The organism is Parasutterella sp. St.1A3, assembly GCF_059728705.1.
On the sequence record NZ_BAAGFK010000001.1, the window covers coordinates 1,394,430 to 1,415,410 of the forward strand.

At 44.4% G+C, this 20,981-nt stretch carries 14 protein-coding genes; 5 read left to right on the forward strand and 9 right to left on the reverse strand.

Annotation, left to right across the window (positions count from 1 at the left end):
- Positions 1-95 precede the first annotated feature (95 nt).
- Complete coding sequence (locus AC6I1F_RS06595) at positions 96-701, reverse strand: response regulator transcription factor (RefSeq protein ID WP_289185936.1); 606 nt, start codon at positions 699-701, stop codon at positions 96-98.
- Positions 685-2,361 carry a sensor histidine kinase gene (locus tag AC6I1F_RS06600; protein ID WP_497801684.1) on the reverse strand — a complete coding sequence of 559 codons (1,677 nt, stop codon included), beginning with the start codon at positions 2,359-2,361 and terminating at the stop codon, positions 685-687. The genes AC6I1F_RS06595 and AC6I1F_RS06600 overlap by 17 nt, the downstream gene beginning before the upstream one ends.
- A gap of 190 nt (positions 2,362-2,551) precedes the next feature.
- Here AC6I1F_RS06600 and AC6I1F_RS06605 point away from each other — a divergent pair, with 190 nt between their 5' ends.
- From AC6I1F_RS06605 to AC6I1F_RS06625, 5 genes are all read left to right on the forward strand, one after another.
- Positions 2,552-4,282, forward strand: a complete 1,731-nt coding sequence (locus AC6I1F_RS06605) for an FAD-dependent oxidoreductase (protein ID WP_290432636.1) — start codon at positions 2,552-2,554, stop codon at positions 4,280-4,282.
- Between the two features lie 827 nt (positions 4,283-5,109).
- The gene (locus tag AC6I1F_RS06610) at positions 5,110-5,517 is read left to right on the forward strand and encodes a hypothetical protein (protein ID WP_290432635.1); all 408 of its coding nucleotides are present in this window, start codon (positions 5,110-5,112) and stop codon (positions 5,515-5,517) included.
- Complete coding sequence (locus AC6I1F_RS06615) at positions 5,492-9,079, forward strand: autotransporter outer membrane beta-barrel domain-containing protein (protein WP_290432634.1); 3,588 nt, start codon at positions 5,492-5,494, stop codon at positions 9,077-9,079. The genes AC6I1F_RS06610 and AC6I1F_RS06615 overlap by 26 nt, the downstream gene beginning before the upstream one ends.
- Positions 9,080-9,170: 91 nt before the next feature.
- Positions 9,171-9,536 (forward strand): hypothetical protein, encoded by a 366-nt coding sequence (locus AC6I1F_RS06620; RefSeq protein ID WP_290432633.1) that lies wholly within the window; start codon positions 9,171-9,173, stop codon positions 9,534-9,536.
- Entirely contained in the window at positions 9,537-9,707 is a 171-nt protein-coding gene (locus AC6I1F_RS06625; protein ID WP_290432632.1) for a hypothetical protein, read from the forward strand.
- A gap of 408 nt (positions 9,708-10,115) precedes the next feature.
- Here the strand turns inward: AC6I1F_RS06625 and AC6I1F_RS06630 are convergent, their stop codons facing one another.
- From AC6I1F_RS06630 to AC6I1F_RS06660, 7 genes are all read right to left on the reverse strand, one after another.
- Positions 10,116-11,927, reverse strand: coding sequence for an IS1634 family transposase (locus AC6I1F_RS06630; RefSeq protein ID WP_304474629.1), 1,812 nt, complete (start codon positions 11,925-11,927; stop codon positions 10,116-10,118).
- A gap of 553 nt (positions 11,928-12,480) precedes the next feature.
- Positions 12,481-13,572, reverse strand: a complete 1,092-nt coding sequence (locus tag AC6I1F_RS06635; protein WP_290432777.1) for a helix-turn-helix domain-containing protein — start codon at positions 13,570-13,572, stop codon at positions 12,481-12,483.
- A 46-nt stretch (positions 13,573-13,618) separates the two neighbouring features.
- Positions 13,619-13,915, reverse strand: coding sequence for a type II toxin-antitoxin system RelE/ParE family toxin (locus AC6I1F_RS06640; RefSeq protein WP_290432776.1), 297 nt, complete (start codon positions 13,913-13,915; stop codon positions 13,619-13,621).
- 391 nt (positions 13,916-14,306) lie between these two features.
- Entirely contained in the window at positions 14,307-15,491 is a 1,185-nt protein-coding gene (locus AC6I1F_RS06645; protein ID WP_289164032.1) for a DUF3322 and DUF2220 domain-containing protein, read from the reverse strand.
- Positions 15,478-18,822: an ATP-binding protein gene (locus AC6I1F_RS06650; RefSeq protein WP_290432775.1), complete on the reverse strand. Its 3,345-nt coding sequence runs from the start codon at positions 18,820-18,822 to the stop codon at positions 15,478-15,480. Before AC6I1F_RS06650 ends, AC6I1F_RS06645 begins: the two co-directional genes overlap by 14 nt.
- Positions 18,823-18,824: 2 nt before the next feature.
- Positions 18,825-19,484, reverse strand: coding sequence for a DUF4194 domain-containing protein (locus tag AC6I1F_RS06655; protein WP_289164027.1), 660 nt, complete (start codon positions 19,482-19,484; stop codon positions 18,825-18,827).
- A gap of 15 nt (positions 19,485-19,499) precedes the next feature.
- The gene (locus AC6I1F_RS06660; RefSeq protein ID WP_289164026.1) at positions 19,500-20,963 is read right to left on the reverse strand and encodes a DUF3375 domain-containing protein; all 1,464 of its coding nucleotides are present in this window, start codon (positions 20,961-20,963) and stop codon (positions 19,500-19,502) included.
- Positions 20,964-20,981: the final 18 nt, after the last annotated feature.

Genomic DNA, 20,981 nt, shown 5'->3' on the forward strand with positions numbered 1-20,981 from the left:
CTGGTTCTTGTGTTTAGAATTCCTTTCGAAGGCGGCTCTCTTTGGAGCCGCTAAAATTTATCTACGCACATTAAGAGGAAAATAATTTTCGTAAATCAATTGGCCTTCTCTAAGAACTTTTTGAGCTCCTTAGCCGTACTCACTCCAATCTTTTGGTAAGCATGGAATCTATGGCTTTCCACAGTTCGCTCGCTTAATCCTAGTCGTTCGGCAATTTGATTGTTCATTAAGCCTTCACTGACCAGGCGGATAACTTCCCGTTCTCGTTCAGATAAAGCCGCGTAGCGTCCCGCCGATTGCTTATTCTCCCGCTGTCTGCGATCCCTTTCTACCGCTTTTTGTATGGCTTCTAGGAACTCATCGGGATCGACTGGTTTCTTTAAAAGATTTTCCGCGCCCTTTCTAAATACCGATATCGCCATATCCAAATCTGCATGAGCCGTTAAGAATAAGACCGGCTGCTTAAAACCTCGCTTCTCTAATATCTGCTGCAGTTCAACTCCCGTGATCCTCGGCATTATGTAATCTAAGACAATACAGCCCGGAGCGTTTTTGTCATCTAACTCTAAAAAAGATTCCGCGCTGGGATACGTCCGAACCTTCCAACCTTCCTCTTCGAGCATATATGTAAGACCTTCTAGAAGATCTAAGTCATCATCAACAAGCCTAACTAAAGAAGATTTTTCAGTTTTCCGCTTCATTGTCTTCTCCCGAAAGAGGAATAGTAAAAATTGCCTTAGCTCCTGAAGTATTCAACTGCAGAGCGAATTTTCCGCCGTGAGCTTCGGCAATTGATTTAACAATCACAAGTCCCAAACCCAGACCATCAGATTTCTCAGATTTCAGAATCTCCTCAGATGTTTTAGTGCCTCCTCCGTTGTCGCTTACTTCGACATAAGCATATCCATTTGCCTTAAAAACACGAACCGTAATAAAAGGTTTCTTGCGATGGATAGACTTTAGAGAATCGGATGCGTTTTTTAGTAGGTTTCCAACTACAAGTTCAACTTCCAGCGGACTTCCACACACCTGAAGATCACAGTCATAACGAGTTTCGATTTTCCCGTTAAAAATACCGCAGTCGATAAAGTTACGGACGGCACTATCGACAGCATCCACAAAACTAAAGAACTGTATTTGCCGATTTCTTTGCTTTGCATAATTTCTGACACTGTCGACAATTGCTTCCGCACGATCGGACTGCCTTTGAATTTTGCTCAGAACTTCCGCCATTTCTTCGTTTGTCAGGGTATTCTTTTCGGCTTTTCTCTTTGCTCCGAAGATAAATGCCTTTATTGTCGTAAATGGTTGCCTTAATTCATGAACGACGATTGAGCTAATCTGATTAACAATTCCCAGCTTTTCCAGTGCGTACACTTTCTCGGAAGCCGCTCGCGCCTTTTTCTGAAGCTCTCTCTGTGCTTCCAGTGACTGGTACAGTGATCGAGTCCTTCGTCTGACAAGTTTCCCAAGAATGACAGAAGTTGCCGCGAAAAAGGAAAGCAGAGTCAGCCCAAAGAATATCCAGATAGCATAACGATTTTTGAATTCTTGTGTAAACCAGTCTTTGAGGAAGCTAAAAGGCCCAAGTTGAAGTGTTTTAAAGAGTTCATCTGTCTTCTGAGAATCAGTACAAACACTCCAACCGATCCCGCCTTCAGCCGCCGGCATACCTAAAAGCGCAACTGTCACATCTTTCGCAACACTTGCTGCTGTTGTCGGCATCGTTGACACCGACCAATTAGGATAAAGGCTCGTAGAAACCCAACAACCGTCAGATTTCTTCAGTCCGATGGGCTTAATCTCTTTCCAAATAGGGCTTTCGGGAGGATAAGTATCTTCGAGAAAGCAGCTCGAAACCGAACCGACATCCGCATTGCCTTTAATCACTGACTCAACAACCTTACGCAGATCTCTTCCGACAAAATCGATTCTTGAAAAAAAGTCCGACGGGTTATATCCATTCTTGGCCAGCTCTCCCATGCCAATTTGATAACCGTAAAATCCACCTTTTAGATTTGCCGCAAGACGTTTATTTTTCATGTCAGCGATTGTGTTTATCGATGAATCATTTCTTGTGATAAACAACGTTCCGTAAGCTTCATTTGGATTCGGCAGACGGTCTGAAGTCATCGTAACGAGTTCTTTTGAGCCTTTTTGGGCCATCCGCCTTGAAAGTCCGGAAGTTGAGAGGAATATGTCGATCTTCCCAGCTTCCAGCTGCTTTTCCAATTCAGGTAAAGGCAGCCGAACCACTTTCAGATTATTATCACCGAACTTGTTTCGAAGCGTATTCAGCGTGGGTTCAATAATCTGTGCATTCTTATCCTGCGGAGCGTCCAAACTAACCGCAAAAATCACAGGCTCCTTCGCACACAGCGAAAACTGAAAAACAAGCAAGAATATACTCAGCGAGAAGGCACGCATCATCAGTTATTTCAATAACCATATTTATCCCATTATCTGCAATTTTAAATTTCAAACTACTTAAGTACTTAGTTCGCTAACGTAGCAGTCAGAGGAAAAAGTTTTTATTCTCGAAGGAGTAAGCATGATCAAATTTAAAAGCATAGTTTTAGCTGTTTCTCTGACAATAAGCGGTACCGCATTTGCTGCGGCGAGTTTTACGCCCGGTACTTATGACGGTACAGCCACAGGCAGAAACGGCCCTATTAACGTACAGGTCACAGTTGATAAGAACAAGATTACTGATATTAAGGTCCTTAGCCATAAGGAATCGGCCGGACTGTCAGATGCCCCGCTATCGATTATTCCGAAAGAAATTATTGATAGTCAGACTCTGAAGGTAGACAACGTTGTCGGAGCGACCTTCAGCAGCAAAGGTCTGATTAATGCCTGCCAGAACGCACTTTCTAAAGCCACGAAAGATCTTTCTCCCCTTTTAGTCACGGCTCCTGCAGCGGTTAAGAAACCTCAGAAAGACGACGAAGCCGACATTGTTGTTATCGGCTCCGGAATCGCCGGCCTGACCTCTGCTATCGCAGCGAAAGAACAAGGCAAAAAAGTACTGGTCATTGAAAAACAAGGTATGATCGGCGCCGGTGACTCAATGAACATTTCTACCGGTATTACGGCCGGAGGCTCAAAGCTCATTAAAGACAAAGGCATTCAAGGAAAGTCTACTCAAGACTACGTTGATCACTTGATGAAGCAGGCCAAAGACAAGAATATCCCTATCAACAAAGAGAATGTGGAAACCTACGCACGAAGGGGCGGAGAAATCATCGACTGGTTAATGGAACTTGGCGTACCTTTCGATAGATTCCAGAATGATAAGTATTTCCATATCACGAAGGATGGAAGCGCGCCCGGACCTCACATCATGAAAGCTTTGACCGCACAGATGAAGAAGGACGGAATTCCTTACCGACTCAATAGCCGCGTAACAGAAATTTTGTCAGATAAAGGCAAAGTAACAGGCGTTAAAGTTTCCACTCCTGACGGATCGTATAAAGTATTGGCCAAAGCCGTCATCATTGCAACCGGCGGATTTTCCGCAAGTCCGGAGTTGCTTAAGCGATACGCGCCTGATTGGACCAATCGTCCGACAACGGGAGCTTCTTCTCTTACAGGCGACGGTATTCGTATGGCTCAGGCAGTTGGTGCTGACACCGCCTCCATGGATCAGATCAAAGTTAACTACCTTTGCCATCCCCTTACAAAAAAAGACGGTGTCTCTCTGACCGCGATTACTCCGTACACCGTTCTTGTCAACCACGATGGAAAACGATTCGTTGATGAAAATCATCCTTCCATCAATTTCAAGAGCAAAGCTATGATGAAACAGCCTAGCCATGAGGCTTATGCTGTTGTGGATCAAACGGCTATGGATAATCTCAGGCTTATGCGCAATTACGCAGATGCCGGCTACTTTGTCAAAGCTGACACTATTGAAGCGCTGGCAGACAAATTAAAGGTCAACAAGAAAGAATTTATCAATACTCTCAATCAGTACATCGCAGACTGCAAAGCCGGATTGGACAAAGATAAAGAGCTTGGGCGCAAGATTCAGTATCCAATGGTCAAACCTCCTTTCTATGCTGCTTTAGTCACACCTTCAATGCAGTCCACGTACGGCGGCATCAAAACCAATAACAAGGCCGAAGCAATCGACACTAAAGGTCATGTTATTCCCGGTCTTTATGCAGCGGGCGCAGCCTCCGGTCACGAAGCTTTTGCAAACGAAGTCGGGTTTGCAGCGATTATCGGTTTAACCTACGGCCGCATCGCAGGTGAAAATGCCGCCAAATATGTGAAATAGCCGATCTCAACAGGAAATGATTCATTAGCCCGGGTTATGCCCGGGCAATTTTTATTAATTAGCCGCAGTAAAACAAAGGATCAGATTCTGTAGAGAAAACCGTATCAGTCATATTTAAAAAGGCAGGAGCTACCGATTTCTATCTACAATATTTCCGCAGTGAATTCTTGGTTGGAGTGAGTACTACTCACAGCGTTTCATTCAGGCATCCTTATTAAATACATAAGGTATCTGAACAACTAATTTACCCTATTTTAATCTTCGATTTTAAAGTCTTCTAACATGATGACTATGTATAGCTCAAAAAACAGTCATTAGAAGATATCAAGTAATTTTTTTAAACAGCGATACTGTTATTTAATGAAAAATTCATTACAGAATTTATTCGTTTCTTATCCCGCCTTTAAGGTATACAGTTCAAATTTCATAATACTTATATTTTCTTGTCATCCTTCTCTACGACTTCAAATGCTCTTCATTGATATCAAAAAATCTAAACTTCATAACAATAATCTGTTGTAAAAATAACAAATTAATCGTTATATTTTCTTCACAACAAAAATTCTTGATACTTAGGATACAAAAATCATACATAAAAACTGACAAATTAGCATGCTCTATCAGATAAAAAAGGTCATACCGTTTTTATTTGATTTTTATTAAAAAATTATTCGTATAAAAAAGAATATTTTCGCAATTCTCTAGTCCCAAAATTTAATTTCTTACAAATACTAGTACATATATTTAAATAAAAATACTAGTCAACATTTTGAAACTTCAGTAGTAACTCAAAAAACATAATTATTTACATCAAAACTGAGGAAACAATGCTTAGCAAATCTTTGTCAAAAAGATGCTCGGCTCTTTGCGCCTTGCCATCTCAAACACAGAAAAACCATTTCTCTTCTGTATCTCCCTCAATCAAGCTTAATAAAGTTACCGAAGCTTGTCTGATTGCTGTTTTATCTAGCGCTATCACATGTGGCTGGGGGAGGGCTTATTCTGCGGATCTTCCTGCTGACGGTAACCTAGGAACTACTGCTTACAAAGAGCCTTCCTACACTATAACCAACGACCTCCAATCCACTATTTCCGTAGGGATGAATACGCTAAAAAATCCGGTGTTTTCATCCGCCACTATAGCTCAAAACATTCAGAGCACCAAGGACGCACTTACCGTCTCTGCTATGGGCGGTGCAGGTATATTCTTTGCTACAAACCATCGACATCCCTAACGCTGATCTCCTTTCCTCGCAAACCGGCAGAATTTTCGTCGTCTCTTATGACAAGCTTGTCAGCGCAACGGATCCGGACGCTGTAGCTAATGCTGTAACTCAACGGATTACCGGAAATTTCAATACCCTTAAGGCTGAAATCACCGGCCGTGCTGCCATGGTTCAATTTGGTCTCGGAGTCGGAGCTTTTCAGCCGGGAGCCTTAATTAGCAACAATGGCGGCGTGCAGATACTGGGAACTTCTGAAGAGGAACCCGGCGGTCAAATTGACAAAATTATCATGGACACCACGAGAACGTCCACTGCATATTCAACCGAGCGAGGAGTTGCCATTTCAAATCGAGCTCCGGGTTTTGGCTGGCTTGGAGACCAACAAATTTATATGCCGATTAATCAAATCGGTGAAGAAGATAATCGATTTGGTGCTGGTGTTGCAAACGTTTATGGAAGTAATCAGTACATTCAAAAAATTGGCACCATCTACGCAACAAATTTCGGTATTGCCAACGGAAGCGCTTCTGAGACTGCTGACTGCGGACCTCAAGTCATCCGTGAAATTGATATGATCGATGTGAATAACTCTACCGGCCTCACAGGCTCTCATTCTATCGGCATTTACAACTACAGCGATAATGGCGCATGCACCGGAGATAACGGGGAATGCTCTAAGAGTTCTGAAGAAAGTCAGGTGCATCATGTCGGCACTCAATATATCGGCATAACCGGCGGTATTCGTACTGAGAATGCAAGCACTACAACCGGCTCACTCGCTATCTATAACATAGGCGGAGTCTCCACTATTGAAGCTAAAAATCCAGACCAGCCGGTTTGGATTGATGCTACAGGGCCTATTTCCCGATCTATTTATATATCACCTGTAGGCGGAGGTTATTTGACCTTTGATACAGCAACCCACATGAAGGGTAGTTTTGATCTGCGCAGCGGAAATGTTGTTGTAGCTAACGAAAAACATGAGAAAGCTCTTTCAGCTGATCTTACTTTTAATACAACCGCCCTCCCCAACTCAGATACCCTAACCTTGGGTTCAAATGTCAACATTCAAATTTTACGAGGAAAATATGCGGATGCATCCCCTCGTACATCTCTTTCCTTCGGAGATAGCCTGGATCCTCTGAGCAGCGGCTACAAAGTCAAATTAGGAAGCAAATCCTTTATTAATGATAAGGGAGCGTTCAGCGGAAATTCAACACTCTACTTTGGAACAAATTGGCAGAAACAGTCGTATGAAGACGCCGAAACCGGAGCTACAGTAGAAAAGGATGTCCTTAAAGTTAATACGAACGGTATCATTCTGAATAACGTTCAGAAGCAGTCAAACGGAGACCCGACTCGTTTAAATCTGACAGTCACTGTGGACACAAACAACCTTCCGGATTCGCTCGGTGGGGCTGACGGCTATTCAGGGACAGACAACGCCGCCCTCTTAAATTATCTCAACACCGGCCTAAACGCGCTTCAGCTGTTGAGAGAAGCTGCTAACAACGTCGTCATCGGAGATGAGGAATCTCGTCAAAATATTGCGCCGGCAGAAGGATACTTTGAAAACAGGTATGGCAGCACTGAAGCCGGGCTAAAGATAAAGGAAGAGAATTTTTATCCTGTACTTCGACTCGACAGCGAAGGAAAAGCCGTTGGCATCTATGTTGGCAAACGGGTTGAAGACAAATTTGAACATTACAGCCCGGAAGGCGCTGACTGGGAATGCGTGGGCATTGAAAAGGGAGACGGCCAAACGGTAACCTCAGGAGAATGGCAGAAGATCAAGGACGGAGATGCGCTTACCCTTGCTTCGTACAAAGATTATTTGTCAAAAGGCTATACAATTGAAGCCTATCTCAACGGAAAGCCATTAAGTCAAGAGAAAATTGAAGATCATCTTCTCAAACAGACAGAGAATCATTGGAAAGATGAATCACGCGATGTCAGCGTATTAATTCTCTACCCAGATGCCAAACATCGCTTTGAAAAGGAACATTGGCTTAAAACCTCCGGCTGGATTGCCGCGAACGAAGATAACCTTCACAATCCATTCAACCTTCATCAGGAATACGAGATTCTGCCTTCGAACAGGAAAATCGCCGGCTATGTCGAACTTTCTATCCCTGAAGGGTTGATCACCCCGGAAGCAACATACGTAGCGCCCTATTACTTTGAAGACGTACGTGCAGTAGGCAATCCAAATAACATTACTGACGCTCTGGTGGACGGAAATCCTCGAGTTGAAAATCTTTATCCTCAAACAAATGCCGGTGCTGACCCGGATTCCGATGCAGAGGGCTCCGCACCTGCTCCTACGGCTTCCCCAGATAGCCTGAAATACATGGGACAGGTCTTTGGTATTGTGGAAGCTCCTATTACAGATAAAAAAATCGATCCTTACGTCAAATATGAACCTTTGCATCTATACGAGACCGGCGACAACTCAACAGAGAATCGTTTAACGGTTAATTTCACTGATTGTGACGATAAATGCGATAAGCCATGTGATAAAGATCCGGTAAATCCTCCGCCTGGAGAAGATAAGCCCGGAGAAGATAAGCCCGGAGAAGATAAGCCCGGAGAGGACAAACCAGGCGTTAACAATCCAATTATCGACCACGAAGTACATAATCCTACCGTTGACCCGAATACCGGGTTTATTGTCCCAGGAGAAGGGTCTACATCGACTATGGACGCTTTAAGTTCGATTTCTATGACCAACTATTTCTTGTGGAGACAAGAAAACGAAACACTGTATCAGCGCATGGGAGAAATCCGGGATCGTACAGATTTAGAAGGTGCCTGGGTTCGAGTCCTCGGCGGGAAGAACACCTATGACCGCAATGGCACTTACTTCAAAAACAGATATCACGGATTCCAGATTGGTTTCGATCACGTCGCCGATAAAGAAAATAACGGCCAGTGGATTTTTGGTGCAGCTTTGGGCTATACCCGCGGCAGCAGTGATTATTCTAATGACGGAAGCGGAAAGAACTGGATCGGCAGTCTGTCGGCATACGCCGTGAAGAAGTTTGACAACGGTGCTTACCTTGACCTTATTCTTAAAGGAAGCCGTTTGAGCAACGACTTCACAGCAATTAGCAAACTTAATCGCAACATTTCCAAAGGCAAATACCACACCAACGCACTGCAGGCGAGTGTTGAAGCCGGACACAAGATCCCGTTGTCTGAGACCTGGTATGTCGATCCTCAGCTTCAGCTGACCTATGGTTACATTAAAGACGCGAAATATCGTACCGATACCCGTATTAATGTTCATGTCAAAGGCACTCCCAGCACAATCGGCAGAGCGGGCATTTCCTTAGGTCGAGAAGCAAAAGAAGGAAGTGCTTTTGTGAAATTGGATGTACTCAGAGAGTTCACATCAAAATACAAAGCGACTTATACCCTTGATAACGGCGCAAGAAACAAGAACTCTGTTTCCATGAAAGACACGTGGGGCGAAGTTTCTATCGGCGGTACTTATAACTTCAATAAGGATACGTATGGCTTTGCGCAAATCAAGCGGTCCTTCGGAGCCAAGATTCAGCAGGATTACTGAGCTGATATCGGCATGAGATACGTTTTCTAACTTTTGATTCCAAACACTTCTGTCTCCTCTCGGCTAATAACCGAGAGGAGAGCTATCAAGCATGAATAAAACATCATTCTTTATTCAAACGGTACTGCTTTGTGCTACGGCATTGAATGCCGGTCTTTCGTTTGCTGATGAAGTTCAAGACAAGGCGGAGTTATCCGCTGTCGCAAACGAGCGAATCTTTATCCCAACTTCTGCTGCTAAATCGAATGTTCCAGTCACATTTGAATCTCGGTATGTAACAGGCGTCTGCGATATGGCACTTTGGATTGATGACAAGTTATCCGCCATTTTTCTGCCCGATGAAACTCTGACTTTAAACCTCGAACCCGGCAAACATAATTTGCGTCTTACCTACGCGCCTATTCCGACTAATGACGAAGAACGCGAAAAAATGGAAAAAGAAAAAGGCAAATACTGAATGAAAGAGAAACCGCAAGAAACAGGATTCCTGCGCGAAATTGAAATACAAACAGGACAGCCGGAAAAATTTAATCTGCGAATCAATCACGGCTACCTTTTCCGCATTTCAAAATTAGAGGATGAGGCTCAGAAAGAAAGCGCTCAAGCAGAGGAACCTTCGAAACAATAGGACCTGCTCCAACGATTAAAACCTTCCTTCTCCGGGGGAGTCCCACGCTCAAAAACCTCAGTTTGAGCCGCTAAATCCAACATACTCCCTTTTGGAAAACCTGCTGACACAGATGATAGATCAGCAGGTTATTTTTTTAAGAGCATATATGACAAGCAGCGCTAGCGGTATCAGATCCGTCTTTAATACGTTTGCCGCTCATGTTAAGACAAAAAAGTTAGAACTGCATAGGATAAGTTACCTATATCAGATAATTGGGGATAAATAAATCTAAAAGAGTATCCCCAATACAGACGACAGTCCTTGATAAGGATGCCGGCGTATTATTCTCGTCTTTAGTTTGTAAAAATGAAACAAAACCCTCTTAATTCAGAGGGTTATATCATTTTTTGAGCAGACAAAAGTCACTTATATTGGCAATCTGACTCCGAGACGCTTTGTAATGTCAACCACGGTGGTGAGTGTTGGGAGTGGTTCAACCCCAAAGACAGCCATCACTTTTTCGGCTTCTTGGTTCAGATCCACGCTCTTAGAGTAGCTGCTTTCCGGTTTCTCCAGCTCTTGTTCTCCCGTTTTAAGGTACAGCTTCACCTTGTTTTTTACCCCTTCAATCGGAGAGACTGTCGGAGACATCAGTAATTCAACCATCATCTCCGGAGAGTACTCTATAGCTGCCTCACGAAGCTTAAATGCCATGAACCTCTCCAAAGCCAATGCCAGAACACAAACAACAAAGTGACCCCTGATATGTGCCTCTGTTCTTACATAAATCGGTCTCGTACACAGTACTGACTTCATTACTCGGAAGCAGTTCTCTATCTTCCATAATTCTCTCAGTCTCGAGTAAATCTCCTCATCACTTAAGTCTTCGCAGCAAGTAATCAACCCGTAATAGCCTGCAAATCTTATTTTCCGTTCATAAAGCTCACGGTTTAGTTCATAACGCTCCTCTTGAGCTTTTTTATCCGGATCCGACTGCTTTACTCTTTTCAGAAATTGTCTCGAGCCTCGTTTAAATGAGGCATCAATTCTGCCGCTGCCGGCGCTCATCATCTTCTTGGCTTGCTCCCATTGCAAATTTAATTCCTTCATGTCGTGGGCATACCGCTTAGCCGACCAAGTCACTATCAAACGCGGGTTAACAACCTCTCGTGATTCTTTTTGTTTAACCGCTTCAGGACAGTCCATTGTCTTCATCTTCCATGACATCTCGCCTGTTTCTGAATCAAATTTATATTTCCAGCCGTCCTCGCTAAACAAGTTATCCAACTCTTTGCTGCTGAGCCGGTGAAGACTGTGCGCCACGATAAAGGCACAGTCGTTTTCAATCAGCTTGGAAAGATTCTCTTTGCTGTTAAGTCCTCTGTCAGCCACAACGATGGGTTTGCCCTGCGGACATTTCTGCCGGAACGACTCAACAACCTTCATTAAAGTTTTAACTTCTGCCGTATTGCCGCGATAGACTTCATAGTCCAGAGGAATGCCGCAGCGATCAATTAATAAACCGAGAAGAACCTGTGTCTCATGAGTCCGGTGCTCTTTACTCATGCCTCTTTCGCGTAAACAATCAGGTTCAAAGCTCTCAAAATAGAAAGTGGTTACGTCATAAAAGACTAAGGAACAATCCCGCGCAATTTCCTTGGATACAGCTTCATCAAGTTTTTTGATGATGGTCGTTTTAGAAGCAGCAAGAATGTCTAAAGCTTCGTAGTGTTGATCCAGTGATACAGAGTCAAACTTGAACAAATGGCGCGGACATTGTCTTCTCATTCCCCGCCGGCTCATGGGACTGAGAATACGGCTGGCCACTTGATAGAACACGGCCAAATCTAAATCCCAAGAAAGTTTTCTGTTGTATCCGGCCTTACGGAACCATGCGTTTAAGCCAAGCTTTCCCCAGACTTTTCGTATGGGAGCCATCCCGTAATGCAGCCGAGGAGCTGAGGCAGCTGCCGAAGAATCAGAAACCGCAGGCGCAATCCGCCGAACCGCAGCCTCTTGGAGTTGTTCTGCACGTGAGGCATCCGAGCGCAGAGCTTTGACTCTGTCTTTTAAAGATTGAAGGTAGTTTGGATCCTCCTTCATTTTTTCAGAAATATCTCCTAAAGCTTCCAAAGTCCGAGAAGAGTTCTTGCGGGTAACCGGGTCTCGAAAGGTTTCGATGATGCTGGCGTAGTAGTGAGAACCTCGTTTATAGTGCTGCAGAGTAATTGTAGGCATAGACTCTCCGGAATCAGATTTTTACTCATTATATCATAAAAGTAAAACCTAAGCATAATATAAAGTAAATATAAGTTAAATCTGTCTTCTAAAAAAATGGGAACAATTAAGCAACCACGGGGGTTGGGGAAGAATTTACGAGGCTAAAGACAGGAGGATGCCGGCGTATTATTTATTAGCTTGCAAATTTAATTTCATGAAGTTTCCGCGCTAAAGATTACGTGTCCACGATTGGGATATTTTCCATGTTGACCAAATGGGAGCTATGGCTATCCTAGATTGATTACTGCATCACAGCCTTGGTAATTTAGAGGACCATTACAAGCTTACAGACGACATTAAACACATTGGCTAGAGAGCTTTTATTTTGTGTGTTTGGTATGAAGGGAAATTTCTCTAAGCTTCAGGTCAAGGAATCTCCCCTACTAAAAAATATTAAACTTCTTTTACCCTTGAAAGTAAGTTACGGAATATGTCATTCACGCATCGTTATCGTTTGACAACAGACAGCATCAAATGTTTACTCAAAAGCATGAAAAACAAATAATCATTTTCATTCAGATGCATTCTGTTTACTTTGAATATTTTCTGATTCCGAAAGTATTTTGGTTTTTAAACAATTGAGTCTACTATTGTATGGAACAAAACCCTCTTTCTGCAGACGGCCGAGAACAATTCCACAAAGAATATTATTTGTTTTAGCAAATTCTTTAATAGTACTTGCTGAAAAAACATTTGCCGCCGTAAAAGCGTTAAATATAGTAGAAGGGATAAGAATTTCTTTAGCAAAATCATCAGCCTTTTTCTCATCTTCATCAGTCAATCCATCAGGTTTATTTAAATGCCCGAGAAGCACGTGACCGAGCTCATGAAATAAGCTAAACCAAAATTTGTCAGCATCTTTTCCACGAAACGTTAATCCAATGACTATTTTTTTACCATCATAGAAAGTTGCTCCATGAAGAAATGATCCCTTTATATGAGGAAGAATAACAAGCGCAATGCCGCATCCGGCGAGAATTGACTTAAGTTCTGAACAAAAAGTTGCAGGATCTTTCGTATTTAACGATCTTATTTGCGACAGTTTTTCATTTAAAACAGTCAGATTTACTGCCCCAACATCTATTGACCGAGCTTCAATTTTAGCTTTCTGAGCCCATGCCAGCAGAGCATAATCACATTTTTCCGTCATAGAAAGTCTGCGGCATGCTATACAAGATAATCGTGTTTCGTCAACAATGATGCTCAATCTTGCAACTTCAAAAAACTTTCGCATCTCAATGATCTTCCCCATCAGGCTGGCACTCTTTCGAATCCAACCGAGGTTTATCATTTCGCTAGCAGGAAAAAGCTTGAGTATGGATGCATCATCATCAGCTTCATTTTCAATCTTTATCTTTGCAAGTTTCTCGCGAAAAATTGCTTCCAACTTATTCCAAAACCCGGAAGGAATACCTAGAACCATTTCCAGTTTCTCAGCTACATCCGGCGTTAGATGCACCTTCCCATTAATTAGGTTACTAATATGCTTTTCAGTCATTCCCATACGAAGAGCAAACTCTTTTTGACTGATTCGCCTGTTCTCTAATTGTTCTTTAACAGTTGCTCCAGGCGGTGTCGCAATAAAACTCTTACTTGTATACATTACACACTCTCCAGGAAACATTCAGTGATAATCAACCACCTCTAATTCAGTGATAATCAACCACCTCTAAAATACACACTATGTCGATCGTGTCATCAACATTTTTAAAAACCAATCGGTAAGGCTGCACTAATTTCATCGCATATTGACCCTGTCTAGTCCCTTTTAAAGGATGGCATCCTCCAATTTCAAATCTAACCAAATCCTCAACTGTTTCAGCCGCTGCAATTTGATCAATTCGCTGATGAATCTTCTCCGCCATTTGGGCGCCAAATTTTTTTTCAGCCTCACATGCAATAGTACAAATTTTCTTTAGTTTCCTATTTTTATAGGTTATTTCCAATTTTACCCTGTCTGAAATTAACCTTGTAGGTAAATATTATACGAAATTAACATCTAACTTTCTACCATGAGAGCCTTTTTGGGTTTCTCACGAATCCTTCGGCAAAAGGTTCAGCTAGCTCTATTCGATGACTTAAGTTAGAGACGATGCAAGAGTCTTTTATCAACGGGCGCTATTCCCTACCTTGATAGGACTCTCCTTCGTGCTGCAGGTTCCTCCCCCAGTGCGTGCGCATAATCATCCTCTTCGTCGTATTTCGTATCCTTATGGCTCCGACGTTCCAAATTTAAAGCGATAGATCATGAAACAGGCCTTCTCAAGTAAGAAAGGCCTGTATGATCGACGGTCATAAGAACAACTAATTCTTCTTCTGCAGAGATTTCCTGGGCCGCTAAGCGTCAAGACTCTTAAAGCAGACTTTAAGTGCAGTCTCAAAGACCTCGATCGGAATTCTCTCCTGCTCCAGGCGGATATTCTCTGCGACAAGCCTGTCATAAAGCTTCGCCTCTTCGCCATTCAAGGCAATCACCGGCCCTGATCCGTTGGGAAGATTAGGATCCGTTACCACATACTCTTTGAAGGCTTCAAGGGCAGCCGAGTCCATTAAAACTGAGCGAACCTGCGGAGCGGTCTTTCTAAACGCCGCTAAAATCGCCATCCCGTGCATGTCCAGGTCCCCGAAATAGAAAATCGGTACTTCCCGGATCCAGGGAACTTCAGAAAGCAAACGAACAGAAAACCCCAGACCCATTAAGATCGGAACATCTTCGGGAACGTCCTTTACCGCTAATCCGGTCTGAACGTTTTCGACAACCACCAGCGCACGGGGTTTAACCGTCAGCGCGCTGATCGGAAGCTGGACGATTAAATCCGAAGGCAGACCGTTAAAAAAGACATCCGCATGCCTGACTCGAACAAAGTCAGGAAGCTTCTTAATCCGCCACTCTTCATATAAATCCGACTTTGTAATGCTGCGTTCAAGTTCAATGGAAAGAAGATCACAAATCAGCCGCGCATGTTTTTCTAAAAACTTGGTATCCACACCTTCAATCGGAAGCTCTCGGATATAGCAGTCAGCCTTGTGATGAAGCAGATAATCCTCAAGCTTTATGACCTGATTAAATTCCAAATCGCCAGCCGCCTCTAAAAGCTCGGATTCCTTGGAAAGCCTCCTGATAAACGCTTCGCTCTTCCTTTCAGTGAGCATGTTTAATTTTTGTTCCGATCTCCTCCAAAGTGCGCAAAGTTTCGAGCCGCCCGCAAACGCCAAAGCGCCTTCAAGATTTCTGAAACAAACGCGGGCTATCACAATTCGATCCCCGCCTCCTCCGCTCCAGCGAACCGGTTCGTAGTCAAGATATACGCCTAGATCAACATACTTATAGACTTCCTGAGTCCATACATACTGCGATCTGTCAAAGGCAGCTATATCGGCTAAAGCCTCTTTCTTGGAAGGCTTCAGCTTAAAAGAGACCTCTTCAAACGGCCGTGAAAGCGCAACGTCTGCTAACAGTTCAGGCTTCTTTTTTAAGAGCGTTTTATGAAGCCTCTCTCGAATACCATTAGGAAGAAGCATCACCGGTCTCTCCGCGAAGCATTTTCTTGAGTGTTAAGAGCTGAATCGACGCTGCCGAAGAGTACTTTCTCTCTTTACAGTCCACATACGCAAAACTTCCGATATAAGGCTCAAGCGTGAGGATCCCTTTTAAAGGCGTTGCGACAATCGGCTGGAACCCGAAATCACTGAAGAGCTGTAAAGAAATATCTGTAAACTCGCTGTCGGCCTTATCAAAAGCTTCATCCATAATGACCGGTGCAAAACTCGGTTCATCACTCTTGCGGCTTCCAAGCTGATAGCGTAAAGCCGCTAAAAGACAGGTCAGTGTGAGCTTTTGTCTCTGGCCGCCGGATTTTCCGCTTCCGCTGTCATAAATGTCGAGCGTTTCGTCCTGCTCATTAACTTCTCTGCCCTGGAACGAAACATGCTGACGCGCGTCTAAAACTCGTTCACGCCAACCCGCAAACTCTTTATCCTGACCGCTAATGCGTGAAACCAGGCTTTCGAGCTTATGGTAGTAACTTTCCGCGTTATCAAGCGTCATATTCTGAGTATCGGCAGCGATAATCTCGTTCTGTTCCTTCTTAAAGGCTTCGAACTCAGGCAGTTTCAAATCCTTGACATCGATAATGAGATGAGTACTGCCTTCGGCAGAACGATTAAAGACAGCGTCGGCAAGGCTCTCGTTGACTTCGCGCATCCGAGATTTAATATCCCGCCGCTCTTCGTCAATCTCGTGGAAGAGATTGATAAGGTTCTGCTTGGTGCTGTTTTCCAAAATATCTCTGAATCGATCTTCGTATTTCGGAAGACCTTCTTTCTCCAGCACTTCAAGTTTCTTAAAGAACTCCGGTGCGGACAGCAGAGAAGCGTCTAAATCCGTGGTTTCTTTACTCCAGCTTCTAATAAAGAACGTAAAACGATCAAGTACTTTGTTTTCATTATCCACACGCTTCTTATACTGCTCATCCTTACCATTGGCCAAGTAGCTGCGTAAGAAGCGCGCTATCTGAGCAAGATCACTCTTTCGGATCGGTTTATCGCTCTTTTCTGCATAAATCGCGTTGAGCTTCGCATGCAGCTCGAGCTTCGGCGTGTAAGCTGCAAGCTGTTTTTTAGCGTCTTCAAGTTCCGCCTTAATTTCTTCCGCTTTAGAGTTGAGACTGCCTTTCTTCTCAGAAAGCTCTATGACTTCTTCCACGTAACCGATTAAATCCGAACTCAGTTTCTTAATCTGCTCATTGAGCTGTTTAATCTGAGTGTTATTCGATTCAATCGCGTCAATTTCCTGAGCAATCTGTGCGTCTCGAGCCTTTAATGATCCGACATCAATGTCGGTCCATTCGATTTCCAAGATTCTTTGGCAGGCGGAGATTTCGTTATTGAGCTGCTGCTGTTTTTGAGAAACTTCTTTCTTTGCTTTTTCCTTTGCGGCGATGACTTCAGAAAGCGCATCTGCTCTGTTTTCCAGCTCCTGAATTTTCAGCTCATTGCTAAAACCGGTCACCCACTCTCTTCGGTCATCAACAGATTTTCTGTCGTTTTTCTCATGACGGGTTTCGTTGTGTTTAATTTGACCGGCTGGCGTCACCGCCTTTTTAGAACCTGCAAACTGCGCAGTGGAGTCCACACATTCATAATCAAAGCGCTGCGAAAGTTCATCCTCCATCCATCTGCTCCAGCTGCCCGGTTTTATGTTGAGCTTATTGGGAAGACAATTAGAAGAAAGATTTTTAATCGGCAGGCGGCGACTGTCCACACGATGATAGACAAGCTTTGTTCCAAGATGCGTCTGATCCACATAACGGGCTAAATCGCCGTAGTTGCGGTCCTTAACGAGCATTGAAGTAGAGAACTGGCGAAGCACTCTTTCGACCGCACCCTGCCAATGCGCCTCACTTTCTTTAACCTCCATCAATTCGCCCGCAAAGGGTAACTCTTCGGAAGAAAGACCGAGTGCTTCAGAAATCTTGTTTCTGACACGAAGCAAATCGGGATGCAGGTTGGAGTGTGTATTCTTCATCGCGAGGATTTCTTCGCGAAGTTTATTAAATTCGTCCGCCTTCACTCTCAGCTCAAAGACGATATCCTCCTCCTGAGTTTTAAGCGGAGCGAGCGCGCCAGCAGCGGTATCTTTCCGAAGTCTTGCTTCATTGCAGATATTGTTCCAGCCTGAGACCGCTCTCGGACGGCTAAAGCCCAACAATTCAACAAGAGGCGCAACTCTGTCCCAACTGCGCTCTGCTTTATTTAAATCCTTAGTGACCTGCTCTTTTTCTTTTTTGAGACGTTCAAGCGCCGCACCGCCCGATTCATAAAGCTGCTGCTTGAAACTGTCGATACTGTTTCGGCAGTTCTCTTCTTTGTTTTGAGCATTAGTCAGAAGCTGACAAACGTTCGCCAGCTGCTTTTGCGCCTCCGGCAGCTGATCCTCACAGAATCGTTTGAGATAACTCAGACGCCATTGCTCCACTTCAGCGTCAAGCTCCTCGAGTTCAGCTCTTTTCTGCTTTGCCAGCTGTGCTACATCATAGGCGGTTTTTGCCTCTGAGAGTACTTCTAACTGAGCTCTGGCGTCTTTAACTGTCTCGTACGCACTTTTGAGCTTGGAAAAGTTCTCGACGAGGTTATCTGCAATCGCAAATGTCTGCGGTTCTCCGAGCATAAAGTCTCGGAAGAACAGATTGATGTCGCCCATATTTTTAGCCGACTGCGCCTTATGGAGCAGATCCAGCACCTTTGCGCTTTTGATATTCATGAGACCCATGAAGTGATCTGCATACGCGCTGAAACGATTAAAGTTTTTTGCGCTCGGAAAGCGTTCTTTTACCAAGCGGATATCAAAACCTTTGACGCCGAAATCCTTCAGCTTGATGAGGTCAAAGGGTTCCGTTATGACGAAATAGCGTTTCTTCACAGCGGATTCATCTCGGCTTTTACCCGGAAGCATTCCGATAAAGAGCAGAGAAATCTCTCGATTAAAATTACTTTTAAACGTCATCGAGACTGCAGAAAACGTCGGACCTTCTCTAAGAAATCTCGAAACCGCGCGCCCGTCGGTATCCTTTTCGCTAGACCAAGCGCCGCGGATATACGATACATAATTGCGGTCGCCTTTTTTCTCTCCCTGGCGAGCTGCGGCATTGAAATAAGAGGCTCTCGGAGAAAGCAGACTGCTCATCGCATCGAGCAGTGTTGACTTGCCGCTTCCGGAGGCGCCCACAAAGAGATGGCCTTTAGGAGAAACCGGAATATCATGGCAGCCGTTAAAGGTACCCCAGTTCATAATCTGAACTCTTTGAAGCGTAAAGCGCTCAGAGCCGTCCAGTAAGTTCATCATATCCGGCATATTTAATCCTCCGAAGGAGCTTTCTTGTTTTTACGAATCAGATCTTCGTAGGCGGCAGCCAGAGCTGCGACATCTGAGGCAGTAAACAGAAGTTTGATGATTTTATTGATTTCGTAATCGCCTTTATTGGGGAGCGGCGTCAAAAAATGCCGCTTGCAGCAGCGATCAACTGCGGCACTGACATGCTTTTGGAAATTGACCTGATCGGTTGAAGCAACCGGATCATAGAATTTCAGCACTTCACTCATTTCATCAAAAGAAATGGACGCTCTTTGCCCTGCGCTTTCTGCCATCATGAGCGTTTCTCTAAGCTTGACGATTAAGACAGAGTCCAGAAGCTTATAGCTGATAGTAGTAAGCAGCGACGGAGCCTCCGTATCCCCGAGGTCAAGCTTTTTAACAAAAGCGATGCCCCCGGTTTCGTCAATAAGGAGCGTTAGATTGAGATTTGCGAGCTGAGAGAGCACCGCTTCTTTGTTATCAAGAAGCAGTTTCCAGAGGTTAGGTTTTTCTGAGGCGACTAAAAACGGCCCGCGCAGCAGCGTTACCAAGAGGCTTCTGATTTCAAGAGGCAGAGTGCCCTTGTCGCCTTCTATACCGCTCTTCTCATTATCTGCTTCCTCTGAGTCGTCCGGTTCCAAATCTAAATTTTTATCTGCCATGTGTTTGGTCTCAATTTAATGATGTGAGAAGTACTGCGAAGCAGAGAAGACAAAAAGCGGAATTTCCGCGCCTCGATCTTCCCCGAGCCGATCCTGCCACTGCACAAATTCGGTCTTGTTTTCTATGCAGTCCGCTTCGCTGTATGCAAGACGCATATAGCCTACGATCGTTCCAAGTCCCTGCTTTGCCGGAAACTTCTCAAGAATCTGTCCCACTGTGACGCTGCTTTGTTCTTTAAGACAGGCTGCTATGGTTTCTTTTAGGTAACCAAAGTCGATTTCAGAAGCCATTAATTTCGCAGCGAGAGATACTTCGTCAATTTCGACAGGAATTGACAACTCCACTTCTGCTTCGGTTCTGCTTTCGCTCGGATCATAAAGCTGCCGTGAAGCCGGTGAGTTGATTTTTACCGATGTTCCTTCCTTGATCAGGATATCGTCGCTGGTGCCGAGCGCGCCCTCTTGGACTGCCTGCACTGAAAGCAGTCTGGCTTTTGTCAGAAGCTGCTTTAATCGGCGGTTTTCTACATAACCGCGGTTCTGCACCAACTGACGCAGGCCGGAAGCCAGGCGCCGCATGACGTAGAGCGTGTCGCGGGAGCGAGCATTAAGATGTTTGACGATAGTCTGCAGTGCTTCAGCGTCTTTATGCTGCAGGGCATCCCAGAAAGATCGTGTTTCCAGTTCTTCTAAAAGCGCGTCCATCTCTCGCGCGCTCATCTCGCGAACAAGGAAGCGATAAAACGATTCGAAAGTTTTTCCTTCTTCGCTCTGCTGAATCGCGTCATACCCTTTGAAAACTTCAGAGAGAACCGTATCAACAGAATCCTCTTCCGAGAGCAGACTTGCCTGAATATTGTTGGAAAGCTTGGTGAATCGATCCCTCACTCTGAGGAAGTCTCCGTCAAGTCCTTCAAGTATGCTCAGGATGTCCTGAATCTGAGAGCGGATGATTAGGTCGGACGGAAGCTCGATATTGCCTTCTCTGACGGACTGAATTTTTTGATCAATCGCCTGTTTTTCGCGGTTTAATCTCTCCAGACGCTTAGCGACGTCCGCATCGGTATCGTCCACCAGTTTCTTAACCGCATAGATCAGTAGCTCAAGGCGGCTTGTTGTCGGTGCAACTCTTTCCTGAGTCAGTGAAGAGACGTAGCTGATCGCGTCAAAGGCGCCCGGCGTCAGTTCGTAATGCGGCTCATCGTCGCTTTCTGAGAAGTTTCTGGAGAGGTAGCCCGCCTTACGCCATTGTCCAAGTTTATCGACCGCCATTTCTCGAGTAAAAGTTTGGGTTTGGCGCTCATTAAAGATCTTGGTGACTTTTTCGATCATGACCGACTCTTTGAGTCGGCGTTCCTGATCAAAAAGCAGGCACTGAAGCACGCCTAGGATTTCGGGGGCGGAATCCGCGGCAAGGATGGTCCAAGCGGACTTTTTCCTTAATTCTTCGTACTTACTGATTTGAGCTAAAGCTTGCATGCGTTCAACATTTTTCTA